Genomic DNA, 21,010 nt, shown 5'->3' on the forward strand with positions numbered 1-21,010 from the left:
CTTCTCTACAGATTCCCTTATGCTCGTATATGTTCCTAAAAAAATTGGATTCACGCGAAACGTGAATCCAATTCATCTTTCGTTATCTCTATTATACTAGAGTTTCACGGATGACGTCAAGTAAATCTGAACGTCCTTCATTTTTTACGGAGGAATACGGCAGGATGGAGATCTCCTTGACGCCGAGGGCGCGGCGGATGGCCGCGATGTTCTTCTGGCGCGCGTTCTTGCCGATCTTGTCGGCCTTCGTCGCGACGATCAGCACGGGGACATGGTGCTCGACGAGCCACTGGAACATCTCGACGTCCGAGGCCATGGGCTCGTGGCGGATGTCGATGAGCTGGCAGACGAACTGCAGATTCGGCGAGGTCAGCAGGTACTCGTCGATGAACTTCTTCCAGATCTTGCGGCGCTCCTTGCCCGTCTTGGCGTAGCCGTAGCCCGGCAGGTCGACGAGGTAGAAGTCCTTGCGGCCCTCTTCTTCGCCGGTCTTCTCGTCGCGCAGCTTGGCCGTCAGCTCGAAGAAGTTGATCGTCTGCGTCTTGCCCGGCTGCGCAGAGACGCGCGCAAGGCCGCGGATGCGCGTCAGCGAGTTGATGAGGGATGACTTGCCGACATTCGAGCGGCCGATGAAGACGATCTCCGGCAGCTCGCGCTCGGGGTACTGGTCTTTCCTGACGGCCGAGGCGATGTACCTGCCCTGCGTGATGACGACGGGCTCTACGGCTGCGGGCTTCTGCTCCGCTGCAGCCTGCATCGCCTGATCACTGTTCTTGTCATTTGCTTCAGGCATCATTGTCACCCCCCTGACCGCTTTCTGTACTGGATGCGTTCGCGCCCGTCTCGTCTTTCTTCGCAGGCGCCTTCTCATCTGGCACTTCCGTCTCTTGTTTCGCCGGTCTGTCTGCCGGCAGCAGGGCGGTCTTCAAGACCTCGTCCATGTGCGAGGCAGGCACGAAGGTCAGCTTCTCGCGCACGCTCTCGGGGATCTCCTCGATGTCGCGCGCGTTCTTCTTCGGCAGGACGATGGTCTTCATGCCCTCGCGGTAGGCGGCGAGCACCTTCTCCTTGAGGCCGCCGATCGGCAGGACGTTGCCGCGCAGCGTGATCTCGCCGGTCATGGCGACGTCGCTGTGGACCTTGCGCCCCGTCAGGGCCGAGATCATGGCCGTGGCCATCGTGATGCCGGCGGACGGTCCGTCTTTGGGCACGGCGCCTTCTGGCAGGTGGATGTGGATGTCGTCCTTCTCGTAGAAATCCTCCGGCAGGCCGAGGGCATCGGCGCGGCTGCGGATGTAGGAGAGCGCGGCCTGCGCCGACTCCTGCATGACGTCGCCGAGCTGGCCCGTCAGGATGAGCTTGCCCTTGCCCTTGAGCACGGTGACTTCAGTCGGCAGGATCGCACCGCCGACTTCGGTCCAGGCCATGCCCGTCGCGACGCCGACCTGCGGCTTCTTCTCCGACTTCGTCTCCAGGAACTTCACGCGGCCGAGGAAGTCCGTCAGGTTGCGGCGCGTCACGCGGATGGGCGGCTCTTCGCCCTCGACGATCTTGCGTGCGGCCTTGCGGCAGACCTGGCCGATGAGGCGCTCGAGCTCGCGCACGCCCGACTCGCGCGTGTAGTGCTCGACGATGTCCTGTAGCACGCCTGCGCCGAAGCGGATGTCCTTGCCGGAGAGGCCGTTCTGTTCACGCTGACGGCCGACGAGGTAGCGCTTTGCGATCTCGAGCTTCTCGTACTCGGTGTAGCTCGAGAGCTCGATGATCTCCATGCGGTCGCGCAGCGGGCGCGGGATGGTACCGAGGTTGTTGGCCGTGACGATCCAGAAGACCTTCGAGAGGTCGAACGGGATATCGATGTAGTGGTCGCTGAACGCCTTGTTCTGCGCGGGGTCGAGCACCTCGAGGAGTGCCGACGACGGGTCGCCGCGGTAGTCGGCCGCGAGCTTGTCGACCTCGTCGAGCAGGAAGACGGGGTTGCGCGTGCCGGCGTTGCGGATGCCCTCGATGATGCGGCCCGGCATCGCGCCGACGTAGGTGCGGCGGTGGCCGCGGATCTCGGCCTCATCGCGCACGCCGCCGAGCGAGGCGCGGATGAACTGGCGCCCTGTCGCGCGCGCGACGGATGCTGCGAGCGACGTCTTGCCGACGCCCGGCGGTCCGACGAGGCAGAGGATCGGCGCATTCTTGTCGGGTGCGAGCTGGTGCACGGCGAGGAAGTCGAGGATGCGTTCCTTGACCTTCTGCAGGCCGTAGTGGTCGTGGTCGAGGATCTTGGCCGCCTTCTTGACGTCGACCGTGTCCTTCGACTCCTTGTTCCACGGCAGGGCGAGCAGCCATTCGACGTAGTTGCGGATGACGCTCGTCTCGGTGTTCATGTTGTTCATGCCCTCGAGGCGGTGGAGCTCGCGGTTCACGACCTCCTGCACGCGCTCGGGGTAGCCGCCGACGGCGAGCTTCGTGCGGTACTCGGCGATGTCGGAGACGATGTCGTCCTTGTAGCCGAGCTCCTTGCGGATGACCTTGATCTGCTCGCGCAGGTAGTAGTCGCGCTGGGCCTTGTCCATCTGCTGGCGGACCTTGCCGTCGATGTTCCGCTCCATGCGCAGGAGCTCGATCTCGTGCGAGAGGTCATACGAGAGCAGCTCGAGGCGGTCCCGGATGTTGATGCACTCGAGCAAGTCCTGGCGCATGTGGACCTTGAGGTTCAGGTGGCTCGCGATGAGGTCGGCCAGGCGCCCGGCATCGTCGATGATGGCGACGGAGACGAGCGTGTCGGCCGGGATGCGCTTCGAGAGCTTGACCCAGTCCTCAAAGCGGTGGATGAGGGAGCGCGTCGCGACTTCCACATCCGTCGAGGTGTAGATCGGGTCGGTGTAGACCTTGGCCTCGACCTCGTCGTAATTCTCGAGCCGGTGATAGTCGCTGATGCGCGCGCGCTTCTCGCCCTCGACGAGCACGCGGACCGTGCCGCCTGGCAGCTTGAGGATCTGGTTGATCACGGCGACTGTGCCGTAGTTGTAGAGATCCTCGCGCCTCGGGTCGTCCTTGTCGGCATCAATCTGGCAGACGAGCAGGATGCGGTGGTCCTCCATCATCGCCTTCTCGAGAGCCGCCAGCGAGCGCTCGCGGCCGACGTCGAGGTGGATGATCATGTAGGGAAAGACCACCATGCCGCGCAGCGGCAGCATCGGCAGCGTCTTCATCTCTGGCGGTGTGCGTTTCTTCGAGGCGGCAGGTGCCGTTTTGTTCTCGTTCCTTTCTGGTGCTTCTGACATATATATCCCTCCCCTTGTCGTTATCTTGTGGATAAAAAGACAAGGCGCTGCAAGCTGCAGCGCCCTGTCTTGCATCGTATCAGGCCGATGCTTCCTTGTTGCCATCCTTGGCTTTATCTGCTTTGTCGGCGGACTTTGCGTCCTTGTCGACGGTCAGGATGGGTTCTTTCTTGGATGTGATGACGTCCTTCGTCACGCGGCAGGCGGTCACGCCCTCAATCGACGGCACATCGTACATGACATTGCGCATGATGCCCTCGATGATCGAGCGCAGGCCGCGCGCCCCTGTCTTGCGCTTGAGCGCCTCCTTGGCGATCTGGCGCAGGGCGTCGTCGTCGAACGTCAGTGTGACACCGTCGAGCTCGAGGAGCTTCTGGTACTGCTTGACGAGCGCGTTCTTCGGCTGCGTCAGGATGTTGACGAGTGCGTCCTCGTCGAGTGCGTCGAGCGTCACGACGACGGGCAGTCGGCCGATGAATTCCGGGATAAGACCGCTCTTCAAGAGGTCTTCCGGCAGGACCTTGCGCAGCGTGTCGCCAATGTTCCTCTGGCGCTTCGACTTGATCGGCGCGCCAAAGCCCATCTGCTTCTGACCGAGACGCGACTCGATGATCTTCTCGATGCCGTCGAAGGCACCGCCGCAGATAAAGAGGATATTCGTCGTATCGATCTGGATGAGCTCCTGGTGCGGGTGCTTGCGGCCGCCCTGCGGCGGCACGGAAGCCGTCGTACCCTCGAGAATCTTCAAGAGCGCCTGCTGGACACCCTCGCCCGACACATCGCGCGTGATGGACGGGTTCTCGGACTTGCGCGCAATCTTATCGATCTCGTCGATGTAGATGATGCCGCGCTCAGCCTTCTCGACGTCGTAGTCCGCCGCCTGGATGAGCTTCAACAGGATGTTCTCAACGTCTTCGCCGACGTAGCCGGCTTCCGTCAGGGCCGTCGCATCGGCGATGGCAAACGGCACATTGAGGATGCGTGCGAGCGACTGCGCGAGCAGCGTCTTGCCGCTGCCCGTCGGGCCGATCATGAGGATGTTCGACTTTGCGAGTTCCACATCCTCATTGTTCTTCCCCTGCCCCATGTTGATGCGCTTATAGTGGTTGTAGACAGCCACGGACAAGGTCTTCTTGGCTTCGTCCTGGCCGATGACGTACTGGTCGAGGATTGCGCGGATGTCCTTCGGTTTTGGGACGTCCTTGAGCTCGACTTCGACATCGTCGCTGAATTCCTCTTCGATGATCTCATTGCAGAGCTCGATGCATTCATCACAGATGTAGACACCTGGACCAGCTACCAGCTTGCGCACCTGATCCTGCGTCTTGCCGCAGAACGAGCACTTGAGCTGGCCTTTCTCATCCCCAAACTTCAACATGACATCACCTCTTATGCCTTGGTCTCCGATTTCTTGCCCTTCTTGACCGGACGAGTGATCACCTCGTCGACCAGGCCGTACGCCTTGGCTTCCTCTGCCGTCATGAAGTTATCGCGCTCCGTATCCTGCACGACCGTCTCGCGGTCCTTGCCCGTCGACTCCACGAGGATGTCATTGATGACCTCGCGGATGCGCTGGATCTCGCGCGCCTGGATCTGGATGTCCGTCGACTGACCCTGTGCACCGCCGAGCGGCTGATGGATCATGATGCGGGCATTCGGCAGCGCGTAGCGCTTGCCCTTGGCACCTGCCGTCAGGAGCAGCGCGCCCATGCTCGCTGCCTGGCCGATACAGATTGTCGACACATCCGGCTTGATATACTGCATGGTGTCGTAGATGGCAAGGCCTGCCGTGACGACGCCGCCCGGGCTGTTGATGTACAGATGGATGTCCTTGTCCGGGTCTTCCGACTCGAGGAACAAGAGCTGCGCAACAACCGTATTGGCGACAGCGTCGTCAATCGGGCCGCCCAGGAAGATGATGCGGTCCTTGAGGAGGCGCGAGTAGATATCATACGCGCGCTCGCCCGTATTGGAACGCTCCACTACCATTGGTACATAACTCATAGGTATACCCCCATATCAGGGATCTTATTTGGCGATGTTATCGATGATGAACTGAGCCGTCTTCTTGCGGAGTACGGATGCAGCCAGATCGCCAATACGACCCTGCTCCTTGATGATCTTCTGGACCTGCTGCGGCGTAGCGCCGTAAGCAGCTGCCATAGCAGCGACTTCTTCGTCGAGGTCCTTGGCTTCTACTTTGATGTTCTCTGCCTTGGCGACTTCCTCGAGCATGAGGTCCGTCTTGACGTTCTTCTCAGCCGTCTCGCGATACTGCTCGCGGAGCTTCGCGATGTCCGTGCCAGCGTACTGCAGGTACTGCTCGAGCTTCATGCCCTGCTGCTCGAGGCGCATCGCCATCTCCTGGATCATGGCCGTGACGCGGTTGTCGATCATGACAGCCGGGATGTCGACCGTGATGTTGTTCGTAGCCATCTCGATGGCAGCGCTCTTCTGGTCGTTCTCAGCCGTGCGCTCAGCGTTCTCCTCGAGGTTCTTGCGGATGTCAGCCTTGAGCTCATCGAGCGTCTCGAACTTGCTGACCTTCTTGGCGAGTTCATCGTCGATGGCCGGCAACTCTTTCGTCTTGATGCTGCGGATCGTGCACTTGAACGTAGCGTCCTTGCCAGCGAGCTCCTTGGCATGATACTCTTCCGGGAACTTGACGTTGACGTCGCGCTCCTCGCCGATCTTCGCGCCGACGAGCTGGTCCTCGAAGCCCGGGATGAAGCTGTTGGAGCCGATCTGCAGCGGGTAGTCCTTGCCCTCGCCGCCGTCGAATGCCTCACCGTCGACAAAGCCCTTGAAGTCGAGCGTCGTGAAGTCGCCGTCTTTTACCTCAGCGCCTTCCGGAGCGTCGACGAGTTTGCCCTGGCGGTCCTGGAACGTCTTGAGCTGCTTCTCGACATCCTCGTCCGTGATGCTGACTTCGTTCTTCGGGACATTGAGGCCCTTGTAGTCGCCGAGCTTCACCTCAGGACGCGGCGTGACCGTAGCCTTGAAGACGAGGTCCTTGCCCTCTTCGAGCGTCTCGATGTCGACGCTCGGGCGCGTCACCGGGTCGATCTTCTGCTCGTCGAAAGCCTTGCTCAGTGCCTTCGGAGCGACGATATCGAAAGCTTCCTGCAGAACAGCGTCCTTGCCGACGTGGCGCTCGACGATCATGCGCGGAGCCTTGCCCTTGCGGAAACCCGGGATGCTCACGCGGTTTGCGAGACGCTTGCATGCCTGATCGACTGCCTTGTTGACTTCTGCTGCTTCGACCTCAATCGTCAGAGTGACCTGCTGGTTCTCTCCATTTTCTACCGTAACTTTCATTGTGTGAAATGACCTCCTGTATCATCTTATTGCATCATGATTGGCCAGTTCCGGCTTGTCAGCCTCAAAAACATGCCATATGGATTTTATCATAACATAAAATGCGCAGGAATACAAGGATTTCTGCGCATTGCTGGACTAAAAAGTCAAAATATCAAGTTGTCTGGCACGGAGAAGCCCCGAATCACTTCAGGAGGTCTGCCATGCGTCCCATCGGCTGCGAGAGGTCCATGTGGCCGCTGAGCGATTCGACTTTCTTGCCGTCGATGAGGATCTGGACCTTCTTGACCTCCGGGAATTCCGTCAAGGTGTCGACGACGGAGCCGACGAGCATCGTCTCGCCCGTCGAGCCGCCGACGAAGTCCTTGCGCAGGTCGCCCGTGAAGTCGACCGTCGCCGTGCCGTTCTCGACCTTGACACTGCGGAGCTTGGTCTGCTTCGGGATGATGTTCGTCTGGCCCTTCTCCTTCGTGCCTTCGAGGAGCGACTCCATCGCCGCCGTGTACTTCTCCTGCCCGTCGAGCGTGACCGTGCGCTTGTCGGCAATGAGCTTCATGCCCTGCTCATCGGGGTAGTAGACCTTGATCGTGAGCTTCTGCGGCTTCTTCTCGGTGCCCTGGCTCGAGGACGTGGCTGCCGGTGCGCTCTCCGCCTGGATGGCAGATGACGAGCTGCCGTCTGCCGTGCCCTTGCCAGCCGTCTCTGAGCCGCAGCCGGCGAGAAGGGCGAGCGCGAAGATTGCGAGCCCCAGCATTGCGTAACGGACGTATTTCTTCATGATCCTTCATCTCCTGTTCCGTCTATTCCGTCTGCTTCATGTCATTCATGTTTTCATGCATATCCTTGCTTCTACACGTCTAGATTCGAGATTCGCCCTGCGATTCCCTGCCTCAGTTGCCGCTGAAATAGCGGCCGATGGCGCGCGCGATGGCCTCGGCGAGCTTCATCTGGTACTGGGCGTTGTTGAGCAGCTGCTCTTCGCGCGTATTCGTGATGAAGGCGAGCTCGGCGAGCGTCGCCGGCATGCTCGAGTGCTTGATGACATAGAAGTTCGCCGTCTTGACGCCGCGGTTGAAGAGGCCGCCGGCCTTCTCGAGCTCCTCATTGACCAGGGTCGCGATGCGCTCGCCCCTCGGCGAGCCCGCGTAGTAATACGTCTCCATACCGTGCGAGGCCGGATTCGAGAAGGCGTTGCAGTGGATCGAGACGAAGAGCTCCGCCCCCGGCGTGTACTCGCCGACGTTGACGCGCGCCTGGAGTTCCTGGCGGTCCGATGCGTTCGGGCCGTAGACGTCGACGTCCTTGTTGCGCGTCATCGTGACGCGCGCGCCCGAGTTCTCGAGGATGGACTGCAGGTCCTTCGAGACGGCGAGCGTCACGGAGGCTTCCGTCACACCCGTCGGGCCGACAGCACCTGTGTCGCTGCCGCCGTGGCCCGGGTCGATGACGATGGAGTGGCCGCTGACGCCCGCGACGCGCGAGGAGCTCCCCGTGCCGCTCGTCGCGAAGATGTCGATGACGAGGCGGTACGGCTTCTTGGCCTTGCGGTCCGCCGGCTCTGCGTGCACGGCGTAGCTGCCGTCGACGACAGGGTTCTTGCAGTCGATGCGGATCTGCGTGTGGCGCGCCTCGAGCTCACGGATGTGCAGGTGCTTGGCGTACTTGCCGCTGAAGCTATAGTCGGACTTGAGCTTGCCGGGCTCCGTGTTCGAGAGGTCGATGATGAGCTGCTTCTCGAGGTAGGGGCGCGTCGTGACATCGTACGTCACATTGTCCCGGTCCATGCCGACCTCGATGCGCAGGGCCTGGCGACCGTCGACCTCCGTCTCATACGACTGGAAGTAATTGAGTCTGTGCACCGCTTCGCGCCTTGCCGCCTCACCATTCTGCGGCAGGATGGCCGCCGCACAGGCGAGCAGCATCAAGAGCATGGCGGCTCCACGGCATATCTTGCTGAACAAAAAGAGTTCCTCCTTCTTCATTCTCATCTTGATCCATCAATCGTCTTTAATCGTCTTTGAGGAGGTCGAGCGCTTCCTGCTCGGCCTTCTCCGTCGCTTCCCTGTCGTAGGCGATGTCGATCTTGAGGTAATCGCCCTCGCCGACGCCCTCTGGCAGGAAGCGCTTCGGGAAGTTGACTTTCTTCATCTCCTCGCCGAGCAAAAGCACGGCGAGGTCGCCCTCAAAGCGGTCGAGATAGGCTGAGATCATTGTGCCTTCCCCTCCTCTGCCTTGATGCTGTAGTCCTTGCCATCCGTCGTGATGGTGATCGTGCCGTTCTTGTCGGTCTCATAGACCTTGCCCTTGTAGATTTCGCCCTTGTCGTTCTTGACGAGCTTCGTCTTCTTCTGCGAGCCGTCGCGGCGGTCCTTATAGGTGCTTTGGCCGAGATAGCGTGCGAGCACATCCGTGTGCGGGTGGCCGTAATCATTGCCCTGGCCGCACGAGATCAGCACGGCTTCCGGCCAGACGGCCTTGAGGTACGCCACGGACGAGCCCGTGCTGCTGCCGTGATGCGGGCTCTTGAGGATGGTGCTCTTGAGGTCCTTGACATCCGCCTTCAGGAGCTGCTCCTCGACCGGCTGCTCGGCATCGCCCGTAAAGAGCATCGAGAAGTCGCCGTAGGTGAGCTTGCCGACGACCGACTCATTGTTCGGATCGTGCTTATAGCCCTTCTGCGTGCCCTTCTCGACGAGTTCCTTCGTCGGGTAGAAGACCTTGAACGAGACGCCGCTGCCGAAGTCGAGCACATCGCCGGCCTTGAGCGCCTGGTGCTTGATGCCTTTCGCCTTGAGCTGCTTCATGTAGCCGATGTAGAGCTTCGACGTCGACGGCATGCCGTTGTCGTAGACCGTGCCGACTTGGTAGTCCTTGAGGAGGACGTCCATGCCGCCGATGTGGTCGGCATGCGGATGCGTCAGGATGACCTTGTCGATCTTCTTGACGCCCGCCTTGTCGAGCTCGCGCTTGAACTTGTCGCGCTCGTCGACATCGCTCGTGTCGATGAGCACCGTCTGCTCCGCCGTCTGGATGAGGATGGAGTCACCCTGGCCGACGTTGAGCATCTTGATCGTGACATCCTTGCCGGCCGTGGCCGTCGCCGAGGACTTTGCAGCGCCCGAAGAGGCACTCGAAGAACTCGTGCCCTGGCTGCCGCCGCAGCCCGTCAGCACGGCGATGGCCAGCATGATGATGCCGAGTATCATACCGATTTTCTTTCTCACGTTTTTTCCCCCTGATACAATCAATTCCTATCTTTATATCTGCGCCTGCCTCAGAGCAGGTACTCTGCGATGCCCGCAGCCACGCCGTCCTCGTCGACGGACGGCACGATGTGGTCGGCCAGCGCCTTGAGCTGCGGCCGCGCATTGTCCATGACGAGGCTCGTGCCGACCGTCTGCATCATCTCGATGTCATTGAGCCCGTCGCCGAAGGCGAAGCTCCTCGAGACGGGAATGTCGAGATACGAGAGCGCGTGCAGGATGCCCGAGCCCTTCGTGACGTCTGCCGCGTAGAGCTCCATGTTCTTCTTGTGGTACGGGTCCATGAGGCCCGCGAGCCCCGGCCAGGAAAGCAGCTTCGCAAAGAGGCCGTGGCCGCCCGGGTCCTCCGAGGCAAATTCCATCTTCGCGACAGGCACCTTCTCGAGGTCGTAGTCGCGCACGAACTGCGTGACATCGACATCGATGCTGCGGTAGAACGCCTCCGTCAGCTTGTACTCCGGCTTGAGGTAGACGCTATGCGGCCCCTCGAGGATGTACTCGACGCCGTGTGCTTCTGCAAGGCGCGCGATCTCTTCGACCGTCGCCTGCGGCAGCATCTTCTTGTAGATGGTCTTGTCGCCGAGCAGCACGACGGCGCCGTTCATGAGCACGTAGCCGTCGAACAGATCCTGCTGCACGAGCTCCGGGTCGAGGTAGGCATACGGCCTGCCGCTCGCGATGAACGTGCAGTGGCCCGCCGCGCGCAGTGCGCGGATGGCCTCCTTGACGGCCGGCGCAATCTGCGTCTGCCCTTCCATGATGTTGATCAATGTGCCGTCGATGTCGAAGAAGACGGCTTTTCTCTCTTGTTTCACATGCATTCCCCCATAGACCGATTGACCGGTATTCAACGCGACTTGCGGTAGTAGATGCAGCAGCGGACGATGGTCAGCACGAACCAGATGGCGAACGTCACCGTAAAGATCCAGTCGACCGTCTCCATCTTCGAGAAGTCCATCACCGAGAAGATGCAGATCGCTGCGATGGCGATCACGCCGTCCATCGGTTTGACCGCTGCAGAGAGCCAGCTCTCCTGCCCCTCCCGCTCCATTTTCGTTCTGTCCGTCTTATTGTTCTGATACGGTTTACGCAAAGTAAAGACTCCAATCTCGTGTATTCTTGCTTTTATACTACTCGGGATTGGAGTCAGATTCAAGTTATTTCAGAACCTCGATGGTACATTTTTTTGCAGTTGTCAGCGGTACTCGAGGTCGCGCGTGCCGCGGCGGATTTCCTCCGACACGGGCAGGCTCGCCTCGTAGCGGCGCACGATGACGGACGTCGTCAGCACGCCGGCGAGCAGTACGATGGCGACGAGCAGGATGACGCGCGCCGTCGAGTTGTCGCTGTCGCCGTCATCCGAGAACAGGCCGCCGAGCCCCTGCTGCACGCTGTCGAGCGCCGGGCCGAAGCTCTGGATCGCGTTGTAGGTGTTGTAGGCCTGCGCGAACGTGTTCCAGCCGGCGACGCCAAGGTTCGAGAGCGACTTGTCGCGCGCGAAGGCGATCCACGACTGGATCGTGATGAAGATGCCCGAGCCGATGAGCGGCACGATGATCATGATGTAGATGAGGTTCATCATGACGCCGAGCATCGCGGGCGGCAGGTAGCCCGTGCTCACGGCGATGTAGCCGACGACGACGGCGTAGACGAAGGTGAAGCCGGCGGCCGACTGGATGGCGCCGCACCAGGCCAGCAGGCGGATCCAGCCACCGACGGCCTTCGACTCCGCCCAGACGCGCCCGACGTTGCGGGCGTTGAGGAAACTGATGACGAGGTTGAGCCCTAAGACAAGAACAAGCATCAGCATGATTATCACTCCTTTTCAATCTGGATACCAGTATAAGCGGGTATTCTGAAAAGTAACGGAAAACGATAGAAAATCCATAGAAGCGTCATCAGTCGGCCGCGGGATGCGCGAGCGTCTCTGCCATCGTGTCGTGGATGAGCTTGGCATAAGCGGCCGTGCCCTCGTCGTTCGGGTGGATGCCGTCGCCGCCGAGCCATTCCGGATGCTTGGAGACGAGGCCGTACCAGTCGACGATCGTCACGTTCGGATGGTCTTTGGCCATATTCGCGAGGTAGTCGTTGTTCGTCTGCTGCCACGAGAGCTCCGGGCAATAGACATTGACCCAGAAGATGTGGCGGTCGGGACCGAGATACTCGAGGAGCGCGCGCGTCTGGACCTCGTACTTCTCGTAGCCGGCAATCGGGCCGTTCGTGCCGAGCGCGATGACGACGTTCTTGCCGAGGCGTCCCTGTGCCGCCATCTCTTTCGCCGCGTCGAGGCCGCCGCCGACGTAGCGCGAGACTTCCGCATCAATGATGCAGCCCGGCAGCACCTTGCGAAGCTCGCCCGAAGAGCCGAGCATCACGGAGTCGCCGATACAGGCGACGCCCGAGAGGTCGACCGCGGCTTCATCCTCCGCTGCCTTCTGCTCGGCGGCCTCTGCTGCCGCCTGGTCATTGGCCGCCTGCTGCTCCGCGGCATTGGCGGCGAGCCTCTCCTGCAACTCGCCCGTGTCGCTGACCTTCTGGTCGGCCGAGACGGCGATCGCGTGGCCGCCGAAGCCCATGAGCGCGAGGCCCGGCAGCGTGAAGGCCATCAGGAAGATGCAGGCCGTGACGACGTGGCGGCCGCGGATGGCCGGCAGGCGGCGGCTCGTGATGACATGCGCGAGTGCGTCCGACCAGATGGTCAAGACGAGGATGGCTGCGATCTCGAGCGCCGCATAGTACGGCAGCTGCGTCCAGCCGAGCTTGGCGAAGAGGTAGATGACCGGGTACTGCCAGAGGTAGATGCCGAAGCTGCGCTTGCCGAGCCAGCCGAGCCAGCGGAGCCCCGGGCTCTCGAGCGCGGCGCCGACGAAGAAGCGGTCGTCGGCCGTCAGCAGCAGGAGCACACAGAAGAGCGCGGTCATCGCGAGCATGCCCCACTCGTAGACGTAGGCAGACTGGCCGTCAAAGAGGAAGTAGGCGGCAATCGATGCGCCGACGAGTACGGGCCAGGCGAGATAGCCGAGCAGCATCCTGTATTTGCCGAGGCGAGCGCGCGGGTGATCGACCCACCAGAGGCCGAGCACGGCGCCGAAGAGCAGCGCGTAGACGCGCGTGTCCGTGCCGTAGTAGAGGCGCGTGACATCCATGTCCGGCTCGTACATCATCGGCATGACGGCCGCCGAGCCGAGCGCGAGCAAGGCGAGCACCGCGAGGCCCGCGCGGCGCCCGGCGAGGATGTCGAGAAAGGCGTAGAGCGCGAAGAGCAGCGGCCAGACGAGGTAGTACTGCATCTCGATGCCCATGAACCAGAGGTGCGTGAACGGCGAGGCATTCGTCAGGCGCGTGAAGTAGTCGGCATTCTGCGCGATCTGCCACCAGTTGTTGTAGCCGAGGACGATTGAGAGGAACTCCGGCCGGATGGCCGCGACGGCCTTTGGCAGCACGAAGGAAAAGACGCCGATCGTCGTCAGCAGCACGATGAAGAGCGACGGGTAGATGCGCTTGATGCGCTTCCAGTAGTACGCCTTCACGCGGAAGCGGTGCTCGAGCCAGCTGCGCTTGCTCGTGTAGGCGAGCAAAAAGCCCGTGAGCACGAAGAAGAGCGAGACGCCGAGATAGCCGCCCGGCAGCCGCTCGGGGAACATGTGGAAGAGTGTGACGCCGACAATCGCCAGCGTGCGCAGCACATCGAGCCCGTCGATGTGCCGCCTGCCCGCCACTTCACGTCCAAATAACGACAAAATGATCAACTCCTAAACCATGATATCATAACTTATAATATAGAGTGCAGAGAAGGAAAAAGCAAGCCCAAAAGCGAAAACCGATAGAAAGAGATGCATGGAGAAAGGATGGAACCGATTTGACTGCACACACGACTCAAACGACTCGAATGAGAATAACTCAAATGAGAATGAATGGAAAGAAAACAATACGACAGAAGCTGCTCACCGTGAGCCTCGCCCTCGCCTGCCTGCCGGGCACCGCCCTTGCCGCCTCCTTCCCCGCCACAGCCCCCGCCATCCACTATGAGGGGCGCTGGCAGGAGAACGGCGGCTGCTATGAAGCCGCGCAGGGGGCCGTCTACCTTGAGACGGATTTCACGGGCACGCGCATCGCCGCCGATCTCCAAGACCACGAGAACCGCTGGCTCGTCTCCATTGACGGCGGCCCTTCGCGCAAAGTGCGCGCCGCAGCAGACGGTCCGACCGTGCTCGCCGAGGGCCTGACCAATGGCCGCCACACGCTCAGGCTCGAGCGCGCGACGGAGGGCTCGTACGGCATCAGCCACTTCCGCGGACTCGAGGCTGACTCACTCGAAGCTCCCGCAAGACAGGCAGAGCGCCTGCGCCTGGAATTCGTCGGCGACTCCATCACGGCGGGCTTCCGCAACGACGGCAAAAAGCACGGCCACAACGACGCTGCCATCGAGGACGGCTCAATGGCGTTTGCGCCGCAGCTCGCGCGCCTTCTCGGCGCCGACTACAGCGTCGTCGCCAAGTCGGGCGAAGGCGTCGTCCACAACTGGGGCGCCCCCTGGCCTGACCGCGGCCTCCACACCGAGGAGCGCTACCGCTGGACCCTCTACGGCGCGCATAAGGCGCCCGGCAACACCATCTGGCAGAGTGAGAAGCTGCCCGTCTCCGCCGTCATCCTCGCACTCGGCACGAACGACTTCAGCGACAAGGAACGCCGCCCCTATCACGAGGAATACGTGCAGGTCTGGACGAGCCTCATGCGCCGCGTGCATGCGATGAACCCAGAGGCACCCATCATCTGCCTCGAGCCGCTGCCCGCCGCCGTCTCGCCGCTCGCGGGTCTCTGGATTGAGGAGGCCTGCCAGCGCGCGCAGCGAGAAAGCATCCCGGCCCACTACATCGCGCTCAACGAGGACGGCCCGCTGCTCGCCCCCGGGGACTTCGTCGGCGACGGCACGCACCCGACGAAGTCAGGCTCAGCCCGCCTCGCCCGATACCTCGCCCCGCGCCTCGCGCCCTTCCTGCCCCATCATTGACAGGACCAGGCCGTCGCCGTCGTCCACGAGACGTATTACCTCGACAACGGCCAGCCGTTCCATTCTACATAGACACAAAGACGAGAAGCCCTCTTCCCCATCGCACAAGAGCGATGAGAGAAGCGGGCTTCTCGTTTCTTGTCTTTTTATTTACTTGACCTGGATCTGCTGGTCGGCTGCCCTGTCGGAGACCTTCTCCTCGGCTGCGAGCAGGTCCTTGGCGGCGTGGAGCTGGAGCTCTACCTGCTTGTAGGACGTGCCACCGAGCGAGTTGCGGTTCTTGACGCACGTCTCGGGGCTGATGGCCTCCTTGATGTCGGCGCCGAAGAGCGGCGAAAGCTTCTGGAAGTCCTCGAGGCTCATGTCCTCGAGGTAGATGCCCTTCTCGATGCAGTCGTGGACGGCCTGGCCCGAGACGGCATGCGCCTTGCGGAACGGCATGCCCTTCTTGACGAGGTAGTCGGCGAGGTCGGTCGCATTGGAGAAATCCTCCGTCACGGCCTTCTTCATGACGTCCTTGCGGACCTTCATGCCGCGGATCAGCTGCGCGTAGACGGCGAGGCTGAACTTCACGGTGTCGATCGCGTCGAAGATGCCCTCCTTGTCCTCCTGCAGGTCCTTGTTGTAGGCAAGAGGCAGGCCCTTGACGGTCGTCAGCATGGCCATGAGGTGACCGATGACGCGGCCCGTCTTGCCGCGGACGAGCTCGGAGACATCCGGGTTCTTCTTCTGCGGCATCATCGAGGAGCCCGTGCAGTGCGCATCGTCGAGCTCGACGAAGTGGAACTCGCGGCTGCACCAGAGGATCGTCTCCTCCGAGAGGCGCGAGAGATGGACCATGAGGATCGAGGCCGCCGCGAGGAACTCCATGATGTAGTCGCGGTCGCTGACGGCGTCGAGGCTGTTCGTGTAGATGCTCTCGAAGTTGAGCTGCTTCTGCACGAACTCGCGGTCGATCGGGAAGGTCGTGCCGGCGAGCGCGCCGGCGCCGAGCGGCATGATGTCCGCGCGCTTGTAGACGCCCTCGAAGCGGGCGAAGTCACGCGAGAGCATCCCGAAGTACGCGAGCAGGTGATGCGAGAACAGGATTGGCTGTGCGCGCTGCAGATGCGTGTAGCCCGGCATGATGACGTCGCTGTACTTCTCCGCCGTCTCGACGAGCGCGCGCTGCAGGTTCTCGATCTCCTTCTGCACAGCCACGACCTCGCGGCGCACGTACATGTGCGTGTCGAGCGCGACCTGGTCGTTGCGGCTGCGCGCCGTGTGCAGGCGGCCGCCGGCCTCGCCGATGGCGTCGGTCAGGCGCTTCTCGATGTTCATGTGGATGTCCTCGAGGTCGACGGAGAACTCGAAGTTGCCCTGCTCGATCTTCTGGAGGATGTCCTTGAGGCCTGCGATGATCTTGTCGCGGTCCTCCTCTGTGATGATGCCGCATTTCGCGAGCATCGTGGCGTGCGCGATGGAACCCGCGATGTCCTCGTGGTACATGCGCTTGTCGAAATTGATGGAGGCCTGGAACTCGTTGATCATCTCATCGGTCGACTTGGAGAAACGGCCTCCCCACATAGCCTTGCTCATTTACTGTTCTTCTCCTGCATCAGGGCGCGTACCTTGAGCGGCAGGCCGAAGAGGTTGATGAAGCCCGTGGCGTCAGCCTGGTTGTAGACATCATCGTGCTCGAACGTGACGTATTCCTTGCTGTAGAGGGAATACGGGCTCGTGGAGCCGGCGGAGATGATGTTGCCCTTGTAGAGCTTGAGCTTGACCGTACCCGTGACCGTCTGCTGCGTGCTGTCGACGAAAGCGGACAGCGCCTCGCGCAGCTGGCAGAACCACATGCCATCGTAGACGAGCTCGCCGAAGCGGACAGCGACGTGCTGCTTGAAGTGGTACGTCATGCGGTCGAGGCAGAGGTACTCGAGCTCGCGGTGTGCGTAGTAGAGGATCGATCCGCCCGGGTTCTCATAGACACCGCGGGACTTCATGCCGACGAGGCGGTTCTCGCAGATGTCGACGATGCCGACGCCGTTGCGCGCACCGATCTCGTTGAGCTCCGTCAGGAGAGCGACAGGATCCATCTTCTTGCCGTTGACAGCGACCGGCTCGCCCTTCTCGAAGTCGACCGTGACGTATTCCGGCTCATCCTTCGCGTCTTCCGGCGCCTTGGAAATCAGGAACATGCTGTTGTGCGGCTCGTTGGCCGGGTCCTCGAGGTCGGAGCCCTCATGGGAGAGGTGCCAGATGTTGCGGTCCATGGAGTACGTCTTGTTCTCCGTCGCGATGGGGATGCCGTGCTTCTTGGCATACTCGATCTCAGCGGAACGGGAATCGAGGTCCCACTCGCGCCACGGAGCGATCAGCGTGATGTTCGGTGCGAGTGCCTTGACCGTCAGCTCGAAGCGGACCTGGTCGTTGCCCTTGCCCGTAGCGCCGTGCGCGATGGCGTCAGCGCCTTCCTGCTTGGCGATCTCGACGAGCTTCTTCGCGATGATCGGGCGCGCAAAAGACGTGCCGAGCAGGTACTTGTCCTCGTAGACAGCACCGGCCTTGAGCGTCGGCCAGACGTATTCCTTGAGGAACTCCTCCTTGAGGTCTGCGATGTAGACCTTGGAAGCACCGGACTTCAGGGCCTTGTCGTGTACGGCGTCGAGCTCGTCACCCTGTCCGACATCGGCGCAGCAGGCGATGACTTCGCAGCCATCGTAATGCTCCTTGAGCCACGGGATGATGACGGAGGTATCGAGACCGCCCGAGTATGCGAGTACGACTTTCTTGATCTTAGCCATGGTAAAAACCTCTCTTCCTATACTCCTCCCCGCCCATCACGCGTTCATGCTTGCCATGGGCATCTGGAAGGGATAATGCACAGTCATAAAATTACAAGTCACCGATTACAGAATGCGCGTTCAGTCTGCCATCGTCAGAGCCATGATGGCCTTCTGCGTGTGCAGGCGGTTCTCCGCCTCGTCGAAGATGACATCGGCGTTGGCCTCGAGGACCTCCTCCGTGATCTCCTCGCCGCGGTAGGCCGGCAGGCAGTGCATGACGATGACGCGCTTGTCGGCGCCCTCGAGGAGCTCCTTGTTGACCTGATACGGTGCAAAGATCTTCTTGCGCGCCTCGTGCTCGGCCTCCTGGCCCATGCTGGCCCAGGTGTCGGTGACGACGATGTCGGCATCTTTGACGGCCTCGTGCGGGTCCGTGACGAGGCTGAGCGAAGCGCCCGTCTCCTTCGCGTCCTCGAGGGCGTTCTTGAAGACCGTCGCATCGGGGCGGTAATCCTCCGGCGTCGCCGCGACGAACGTCATGCCGACCTTGGCGCATCCGTAGAGGAAGGAGTTCGTCATGTTGTTGCCGTCGCCGACGTAGGCCATCTTGAGCCCCTTGAGGTTCTTGCCCTTGTACTCCTCGATCGTCAAGAGGTCGGTGAGCACCTGGCAAGGATGCAAGAGGTCCGTCAACGCGTTGATGACGGGGATGTCGGCCCACTTCGCGAGCTCGAGGGCGCGGTCATGGCCGAACGTGCGGATCATGATGCCGTCGAGGTAGCGCGAGAGCACGCGCGCCGTGTCGCGGATGGGTTCACCTCGCCCGAGCTGGAGGTCACGGTTCGAGAGGAAAAGCGCCTGGCCGCCGAGCTGGTACATGCCCGTCTCAAAGGATACTCGCGTTCGCGTCGAAGACTTCTCGAAAATCATGCCGAGCGTCTTGCCCTCGAGGATCTTGTGCGGCACACCCGCTTTCTGCTTTGCCTTGAGCTCCTTGGCGAGTGCCAGGATCTCCTGTACCTCATCCACGGATAAGTCGTGGATGGATAGCATGTCTTTCCCTTTCAACATATGATGACCTCCCTGCTGGAATCACTAGAACATCTGTAGTCTTGTAACTTCCGTAACTATTGCATATTATACATCAAATCCAGCCGCTTGAAAAGTGTAGATATGCATTTTTTTTGTATTTCTATACATATCACCCCGAACGGCTGAATTTTTTTATTTGTCGTACTTATTTATCGTATTTTGCGAGCACATCGTCGAGCGTCAGGATGACCGTGTCGACCTGCTCCTTCGTGATGATGAGCGGCGGGATGAAGCGCAGCACCTTGCCGGCCGTGCAGTTGATGATCGCGCCCTCGGCGAGGCAGTCGTTGACGATGTCACGGCCGTGCTCAGCGGAGGCGAGCTCGGCGCCGAGGATCAGGCCCGTGCCGCGGACATCCGTGATCAGCGCGGGGTGCTTGGCCTTGAGATGCTCGAGCTGCTGCTTGAAGTAGCTGCCGACCGCCTCGACGTGCGCGAGGAACTCCGGCTTCGGCACCGTGTCCAAAACGACGTTGGCCGCCGCGCAGGCGAGCGGGTTGCCGCCGAACGTCGTGCCGTGGTCGCCGGCATGGAAGGCCTTGGCGACCGCATCCGTCACGATGAAGGCGCCGATGGGCACGCCGCCCGCGAGACCTTTTGCCAGCGTGACGATGTCCGGCTTAACGCCGTACTTCTCGTAGGCGAAGAACTTGCCGCTGCGGCCGATGCCGGCCTGGATCTCGTCGAAGATCAGGAGCGCGTGGTACTTGTCGCAGAGCGCGCGGACCTTCTTGAGGTAGTCGCCCTCCGGCGTGTAGACGCCGCCCTCGCCCTGGATCGTCTCGAGCATGACGGCAGCCGTCTTCTCGCTCATCATCGACTCGAGCTCCTCGATGTCGTTGTAGTGGACGTAGTCGAAGCCGTCGGGCAGCGGGCCGAAGCCCTCGTGGTACTTCGGCTGGCCCGTCGCCGTCAGCGTCGCGATCGTGCGGCCGTGGAAGCTGTCCCAGGCCGTGATGATCTGGGATTTCTCGGGGTCGATCTGGTGCGCGTACTTGCGCGCGATCTTGATGGCGCCCTCGTTGGCCTCGGCGCCCGAGTTGCCGAAGAACGCCTTGTCGAGTCCCGAGAGCGCGACGAGCTTCGCCGCGGCGTCGGCCTGCGGCTGCGTGTAGTAGAGGTTCGAGCAGTGGATGAGCTTCTTCGCCTGCTCGGAGATGGCCGTGACGAGCGGCCCGTAGTCGTGGCCGAGCACGTTCACGGCGATGCCGCCTAAAAAGTCGAGGTACTTCTTGCCGTTGATGTCCCAGAGATAAGCGCCCTCGCCGTGGTCGAGCACGATCTTGTAGCGGTTGAAGACCGGCAGGTAGTCCTGTGCATCTTTTGCAAATATATCTTTATCCGTTTCCTGCATGAAATCGCATCCTTCTCTTTTATCGTGATTGTCAGCGCACGACCTGCGTGCCGATGCCCTGCGAGGTGAAGATCTCGAGGATGATCGAGTGGTCGAGCCTTCCGTCGATGATGTGCGTCTTGCCCGTGCCCTTCTCGAGGGAGGTCAGGCAGGCCTCCACCTTCGGGATCATGCCGCCCTGGATGACGCCCGACTTGATGTAGTCGCGCGCTTCCTGCATGTGAAGCGTCGAGAGGAACGAGGACTTGTCGGAAAAGTCCTTGTAGATGCCCTCGACGTCCGTCAGTAAGAGCAGCTTCTCCGCGTGCAGCGCCCCGGCGATCTCCGCCGCGACGTAGTCGGCATTGATGTTGTAGCTCTCGCCGTTCGCGCCGACGCCGATCGGCGCGATGACGGGCACGTAGTCCTGGTCGAGGAGGTCCTCGATGAGGGCCACGTTGACCTTCTGGACGGCGCCGACGTAGCCGATGTCGACCTTCTTCTTTTCATCGCCCTCGTAGACCGTCGCGAGCTTCTTCTGGGCGCAGATGAGATTCGCATCCTTGCCCGAGAGGCCAACGGCGCGCACGCCGCGGTGATTGAGCAGGTTGACGATCTCGGAGTTGACCTTGCCGTCGAGGACCATCTCCGCGATCTCGACCGTCTCCGCGTCCGTCACGCGCAGGCCGGCGACGAATGATGACTTCTTGCCGACCTTCTTGAGGAAGCCCGTGATCTCCGGGCCGCCGCCGTGCACGATGACCGGGCGGATGCCGACGTACTTCATCAGCGCGACATCCTGCATGACCTTCTCTTTGAGGTCCTCATTGATCATCGCATTGCCGCCGTACTTGATGACGATGGTCTTGCCGTAAAATTCCTGGATGTAGGGCAGCGCCTCGACGAGGATGGCTGCCTTATCCTTGGCTGTGAATGTCATACTATCC

The 21,010-nt window shown here is 61.3% G+C and carries 19 protein-coding genes; 1 reads left to right on the plus strand and 18 read right to left on the minus strand.

Going from position 1 to position 21,010, the window contains the following annotated elements; all coding sequences use genetic code 11:
- Positions 1-91: 91 nt before the first annotated feature.
- From yihA to B2X55_RS07995, 13 genes are all read right to left on the minus strand, one after another.
- Positions 92-757, minus strand: a complete 666-nt coding sequence (gene yihA, locus B2X55_RS07935) for a ribosome biogenesis GTP-binding protein YihA/YsxC (protein ID WP_055160788.1) — start codon at positions 755-757, stop codon at positions 92-94.
- A gap of 28 nt (positions 758-785) precedes the next feature.
- Positions 786-3,206 (minus strand): endopeptidase La, encoded by a 2,421-nt coding sequence (lon, locus tag B2X55_RS07940; protein ID WP_270528383.1) that lies wholly within the window; start codon positions 3,204-3,206, stop codon positions 786-788.
- A gap of 151 nt (positions 3,207-3,357) precedes the next feature.
- A complete protein-coding gene (gene clpX, locus B2X55_RS07945; protein WP_055160724.1) occupies positions 3,358-4,656 on the minus strand; it encodes an ATP-dependent Clp protease ATP-binding subunit ClpX in 1,299 nt (432 codons plus the stop codon).
- An 11-nt stretch (positions 4,657-4,667) separates the two neighbouring features.
- Positions 4,668-5,282, minus strand: coding sequence for an ATP-dependent Clp endopeptidase proteolytic subunit ClpP (gene clpP / locus B2X55_RS07950; protein WP_036376497.1), 615 nt, complete (start codon positions 5,280-5,282; stop codon positions 4,668-4,670).
- 24 nt (positions 5,283-5,306) lie between these two features.
- Positions 5,307-6,596, minus strand: coding sequence for a trigger factor (gene tig / locus B2X55_RS07955; RefSeq protein ID WP_286821636.1), 1,290 nt, complete (start codon positions 6,594-6,596; stop codon positions 5,307-5,309).
- Positions 6,597-6,780: 184 nt separating this feature from the next.
- A complete protein-coding gene (locus B2X55_RS07960; protein ID WP_055160718.1) occupies positions 6,781-7,374 on the minus strand; it encodes a GerMN domain-containing protein in 594 nt (197 codons plus the stop codon).
- Positions 7,375-7,486: 112 nt separating this feature from the next.
- Positions 7,487-8,557, minus strand: coding sequence for an N-acetylmuramoyl-L-alanine amidase family protein (locus B2X55_RS07965; RefSeq protein WP_286821637.1), 1,071 nt, complete (start codon positions 8,555-8,557; stop codon positions 7,487-7,489).
- Positions 8,558-8,603: 46 nt separating this feature from the next.
- Positions 8,604-8,807 carry a DUF3006 domain-containing protein gene (locus B2X55_RS07970; protein ID WP_036376485.1) on the minus strand — a complete coding sequence of 68 codons (204 nt, stop codon included), beginning with the start codon at positions 8,805-8,807 and terminating at the stop codon, positions 8,604-8,606.
- On the minus strand, positions 8,804-9,820 hold the full coding sequence (locus tag B2X55_RS07975) for a ComEC/Rec2 family competence protein (RefSeq protein WP_414683494.1): 1,017 nt from the start codon (positions 9,818-9,820) through the stop codon (positions 8,804-8,806). The genes B2X55_RS07970 and B2X55_RS07975 overlap by 4 nt, the downstream gene beginning before the upstream one ends.
- A gap of 50 nt (positions 9,821-9,870) precedes the next feature.
- Positions 9,871-10,674 carry an HAD family hydrolase gene (locus tag B2X55_RS07980; protein ID WP_286821638.1) on the minus strand — a complete coding sequence of 268 codons (804 nt, stop codon included), beginning with the start codon at positions 10,672-10,674 and terminating at the stop codon, positions 9,871-9,873.
- Positions 10,675-10,706: 32 nt separating this feature from the next.
- Entirely contained in the window at positions 10,707-10,952 is a 246-nt protein-coding gene (locus B2X55_RS07985) for a hypothetical protein (RefSeq protein WP_286821639.1), read from the minus strand.
- A 102-nt stretch (positions 10,953-11,054) separates the two neighbouring features.
- Positions 11,055-11,669 (minus strand): hypothetical protein, encoded by a 615-nt coding sequence (locus B2X55_RS07990; protein WP_055160706.1) that lies wholly within the window; start codon positions 11,667-11,669, stop codon positions 11,055-11,057.
- Between the two features lie 88 nt (positions 11,670-11,757).
- Positions 11,758-13,599, minus strand: a complete 1,842-nt coding sequence (locus tag B2X55_RS07995; RefSeq protein ID WP_286821640.1) for an acyltransferase family protein — start codon at positions 13,597-13,599, stop codon at positions 11,758-11,760.
- Between the two features lie 170 nt (positions 13,600-13,769).
- Here B2X55_RS07995 and B2X55_RS08000 point away from each other — a divergent pair, with 170 nt between their 5' ends.
- Positions 13,770-14,870, plus strand: coding sequence for an SGNH/GDSL hydrolase family protein (locus tag B2X55_RS08000; RefSeq protein WP_286821641.1), 1,101 nt, complete (start codon positions 13,770-13,772; stop codon positions 14,868-14,870).
- Between the two features lie 150 nt (positions 14,871-15,020).
- Here B2X55_RS08000 and argH read toward each other — a convergent pair whose 3' ends face one another.
- The 5 genes from argH to argB form a co-directional block, all read right to left on the minus strand.
- Complete coding sequence (gene argH / locus B2X55_RS08005) at positions 15,021-16,448, minus strand: argininosuccinate lyase (protein ID WP_279181909.1); 1,428 nt, start codon at positions 16,446-16,448, stop codon at positions 15,021-15,023.
- On the minus strand, positions 16,445-17,656 hold the full coding sequence (locus B2X55_RS08010; RefSeq protein WP_036376470.1) for an argininosuccinate synthase: 1,212 nt from the start codon (positions 17,654-17,656) through the stop codon (positions 16,445-16,447). The genes argH and B2X55_RS08010 overlap by 4 nt, the downstream gene beginning before the upstream one ends.
- 120 nt (positions 17,657-17,776) lie before the next feature.
- The gene (argF, locus tag B2X55_RS08015; protein WP_286821643.1) at positions 17,777-18,709 is read right to left on the minus strand and encodes an ornithine carbamoyltransferase; all 933 of its coding nucleotides are present in this window, start codon (positions 18,707-18,709) and stop codon (positions 17,777-17,779) included.
- 166 nt (positions 18,710-18,875) lie between these two features.
- On the minus strand, positions 18,876-20,084 hold the full coding sequence (locus B2X55_RS08020; RefSeq protein WP_286821644.1) for an acetylornithine transaminase: 1,209 nt from the start codon (positions 20,082-20,084) through the stop codon (positions 18,876-18,878).
- A 31-nt stretch (positions 20,085-20,115) separates the two neighbouring features.
- Positions 20,116-21,003 (minus strand): acetylglutamate kinase, encoded by an 888-nt coding sequence (gene argB / locus B2X55_RS08025; protein WP_055160697.1) that lies wholly within the window; start codon positions 21,001-21,003, stop codon positions 20,116-20,118.
- Positions 21,004-21,010: the final 7 nt, after the last annotated feature.

Source organism: Mitsuokella sp. UBA4253, assembly GCF_002395285.1.
Classification (GTDB): domain Bacteria; phylum Bacillota; class Negativicutes; order Selenomonadales; family Selenomonadaceae; genus Mitsuokella; species Mitsuokella jalaludinii.

Bases quoted from the DNA above. Each gene is read 5' to 3' on its own strand.
- yihA (WP_055160788.1), bottom strand. From the start codon at position 757: ATGCAGGCTGCAGCGGAGCAGAAGCCCGCAGCCGTAGAGCCCGTCGTC.
- lon (WP_270528383.1), bottom strand. From the start codon at position 3,206: ATGAAGACGCTGCCGATGCTGCCGCTGCGCGGCATGGTGGTCTTTCCC.
- clpX (WP_055160724.1), bottom strand. From the start codon at position 4,656: ATGTTGAAGTTTGGGGATGAGAAAGGCCAGCTCAAGTGCTCGTTCTGC.
- clpP (WP_036376497.1), bottom strand. From the start codon at position 5,282: ATGAGTTATGTACCAATGGTAGTGGAGCGTTCCAATACGGGCGAGCGC.
- tig (WP_286821636.1), bottom strand. From the start codon at position 6,596: ATGAAAGTTACGGTAGAAAATGGAGAGAACCAGCAGGTCACTCTGACG.
- B2X55_RS07960 (WP_055160718.1), bottom strand. From the start codon at position 7,374: ATGAAGAAATACGTCCGTTACGCAATGCTGGGGCTCGCAATCTTCGCG.
- B2X55_RS07970 (WP_036376485.1), bottom strand. From the start codon at position 8,807: ATGATCTCAGCCTATCTCGACCGCTTTGAGGGCGACCTCGCCGTGCTT.
- B2X55_RS07990 (WP_055160706.1), bottom strand. From the start codon at position 11,669: ATGCTGATGCTTGTTCTTGTCTTAGGGCTCAACCTCGTCATCAGTTTC.
- B2X55_RS08000 (WP_286821641.1), top strand. From the start codon at position 13,770: ATGAATGGAAAGAAAACAATACGACAGAAGCTGCTCACCGTGAGCCTC.
- argH (WP_279181909.1), bottom strand. From the start codon at position 16,448: ATGAGCAAGGCTATGTGGGGAGGCCGTTTCTCCAAGTCGACCGATGAG.
- B2X55_RS08010 (WP_036376470.1), bottom strand. From the start codon at position 17,656: ATGGCTAAGATCAAGAAAGTCGTACTCGCATACTCGGGCGGTCTCGAT.
- argF (WP_286821643.1), bottom strand. From the start codon at position 18,709: ATGTTGAAAGGGAAAGACATGCTATCCATCCACGACTTATCCGTGGAT.
- B2X55_RS08020 (WP_286821644.1), bottom strand. From the start codon at position 20,084: ATGCAGGAAACGGATAAAGATATATTTGCAAAAGATGCACAGGACTAC.
- argB (WP_055160697.1), bottom strand. From the start codon at position 21,003: ATGACATTCACAGCCAAGGATAAGGCAGCCATCCTCGTCGAGGCGCTG.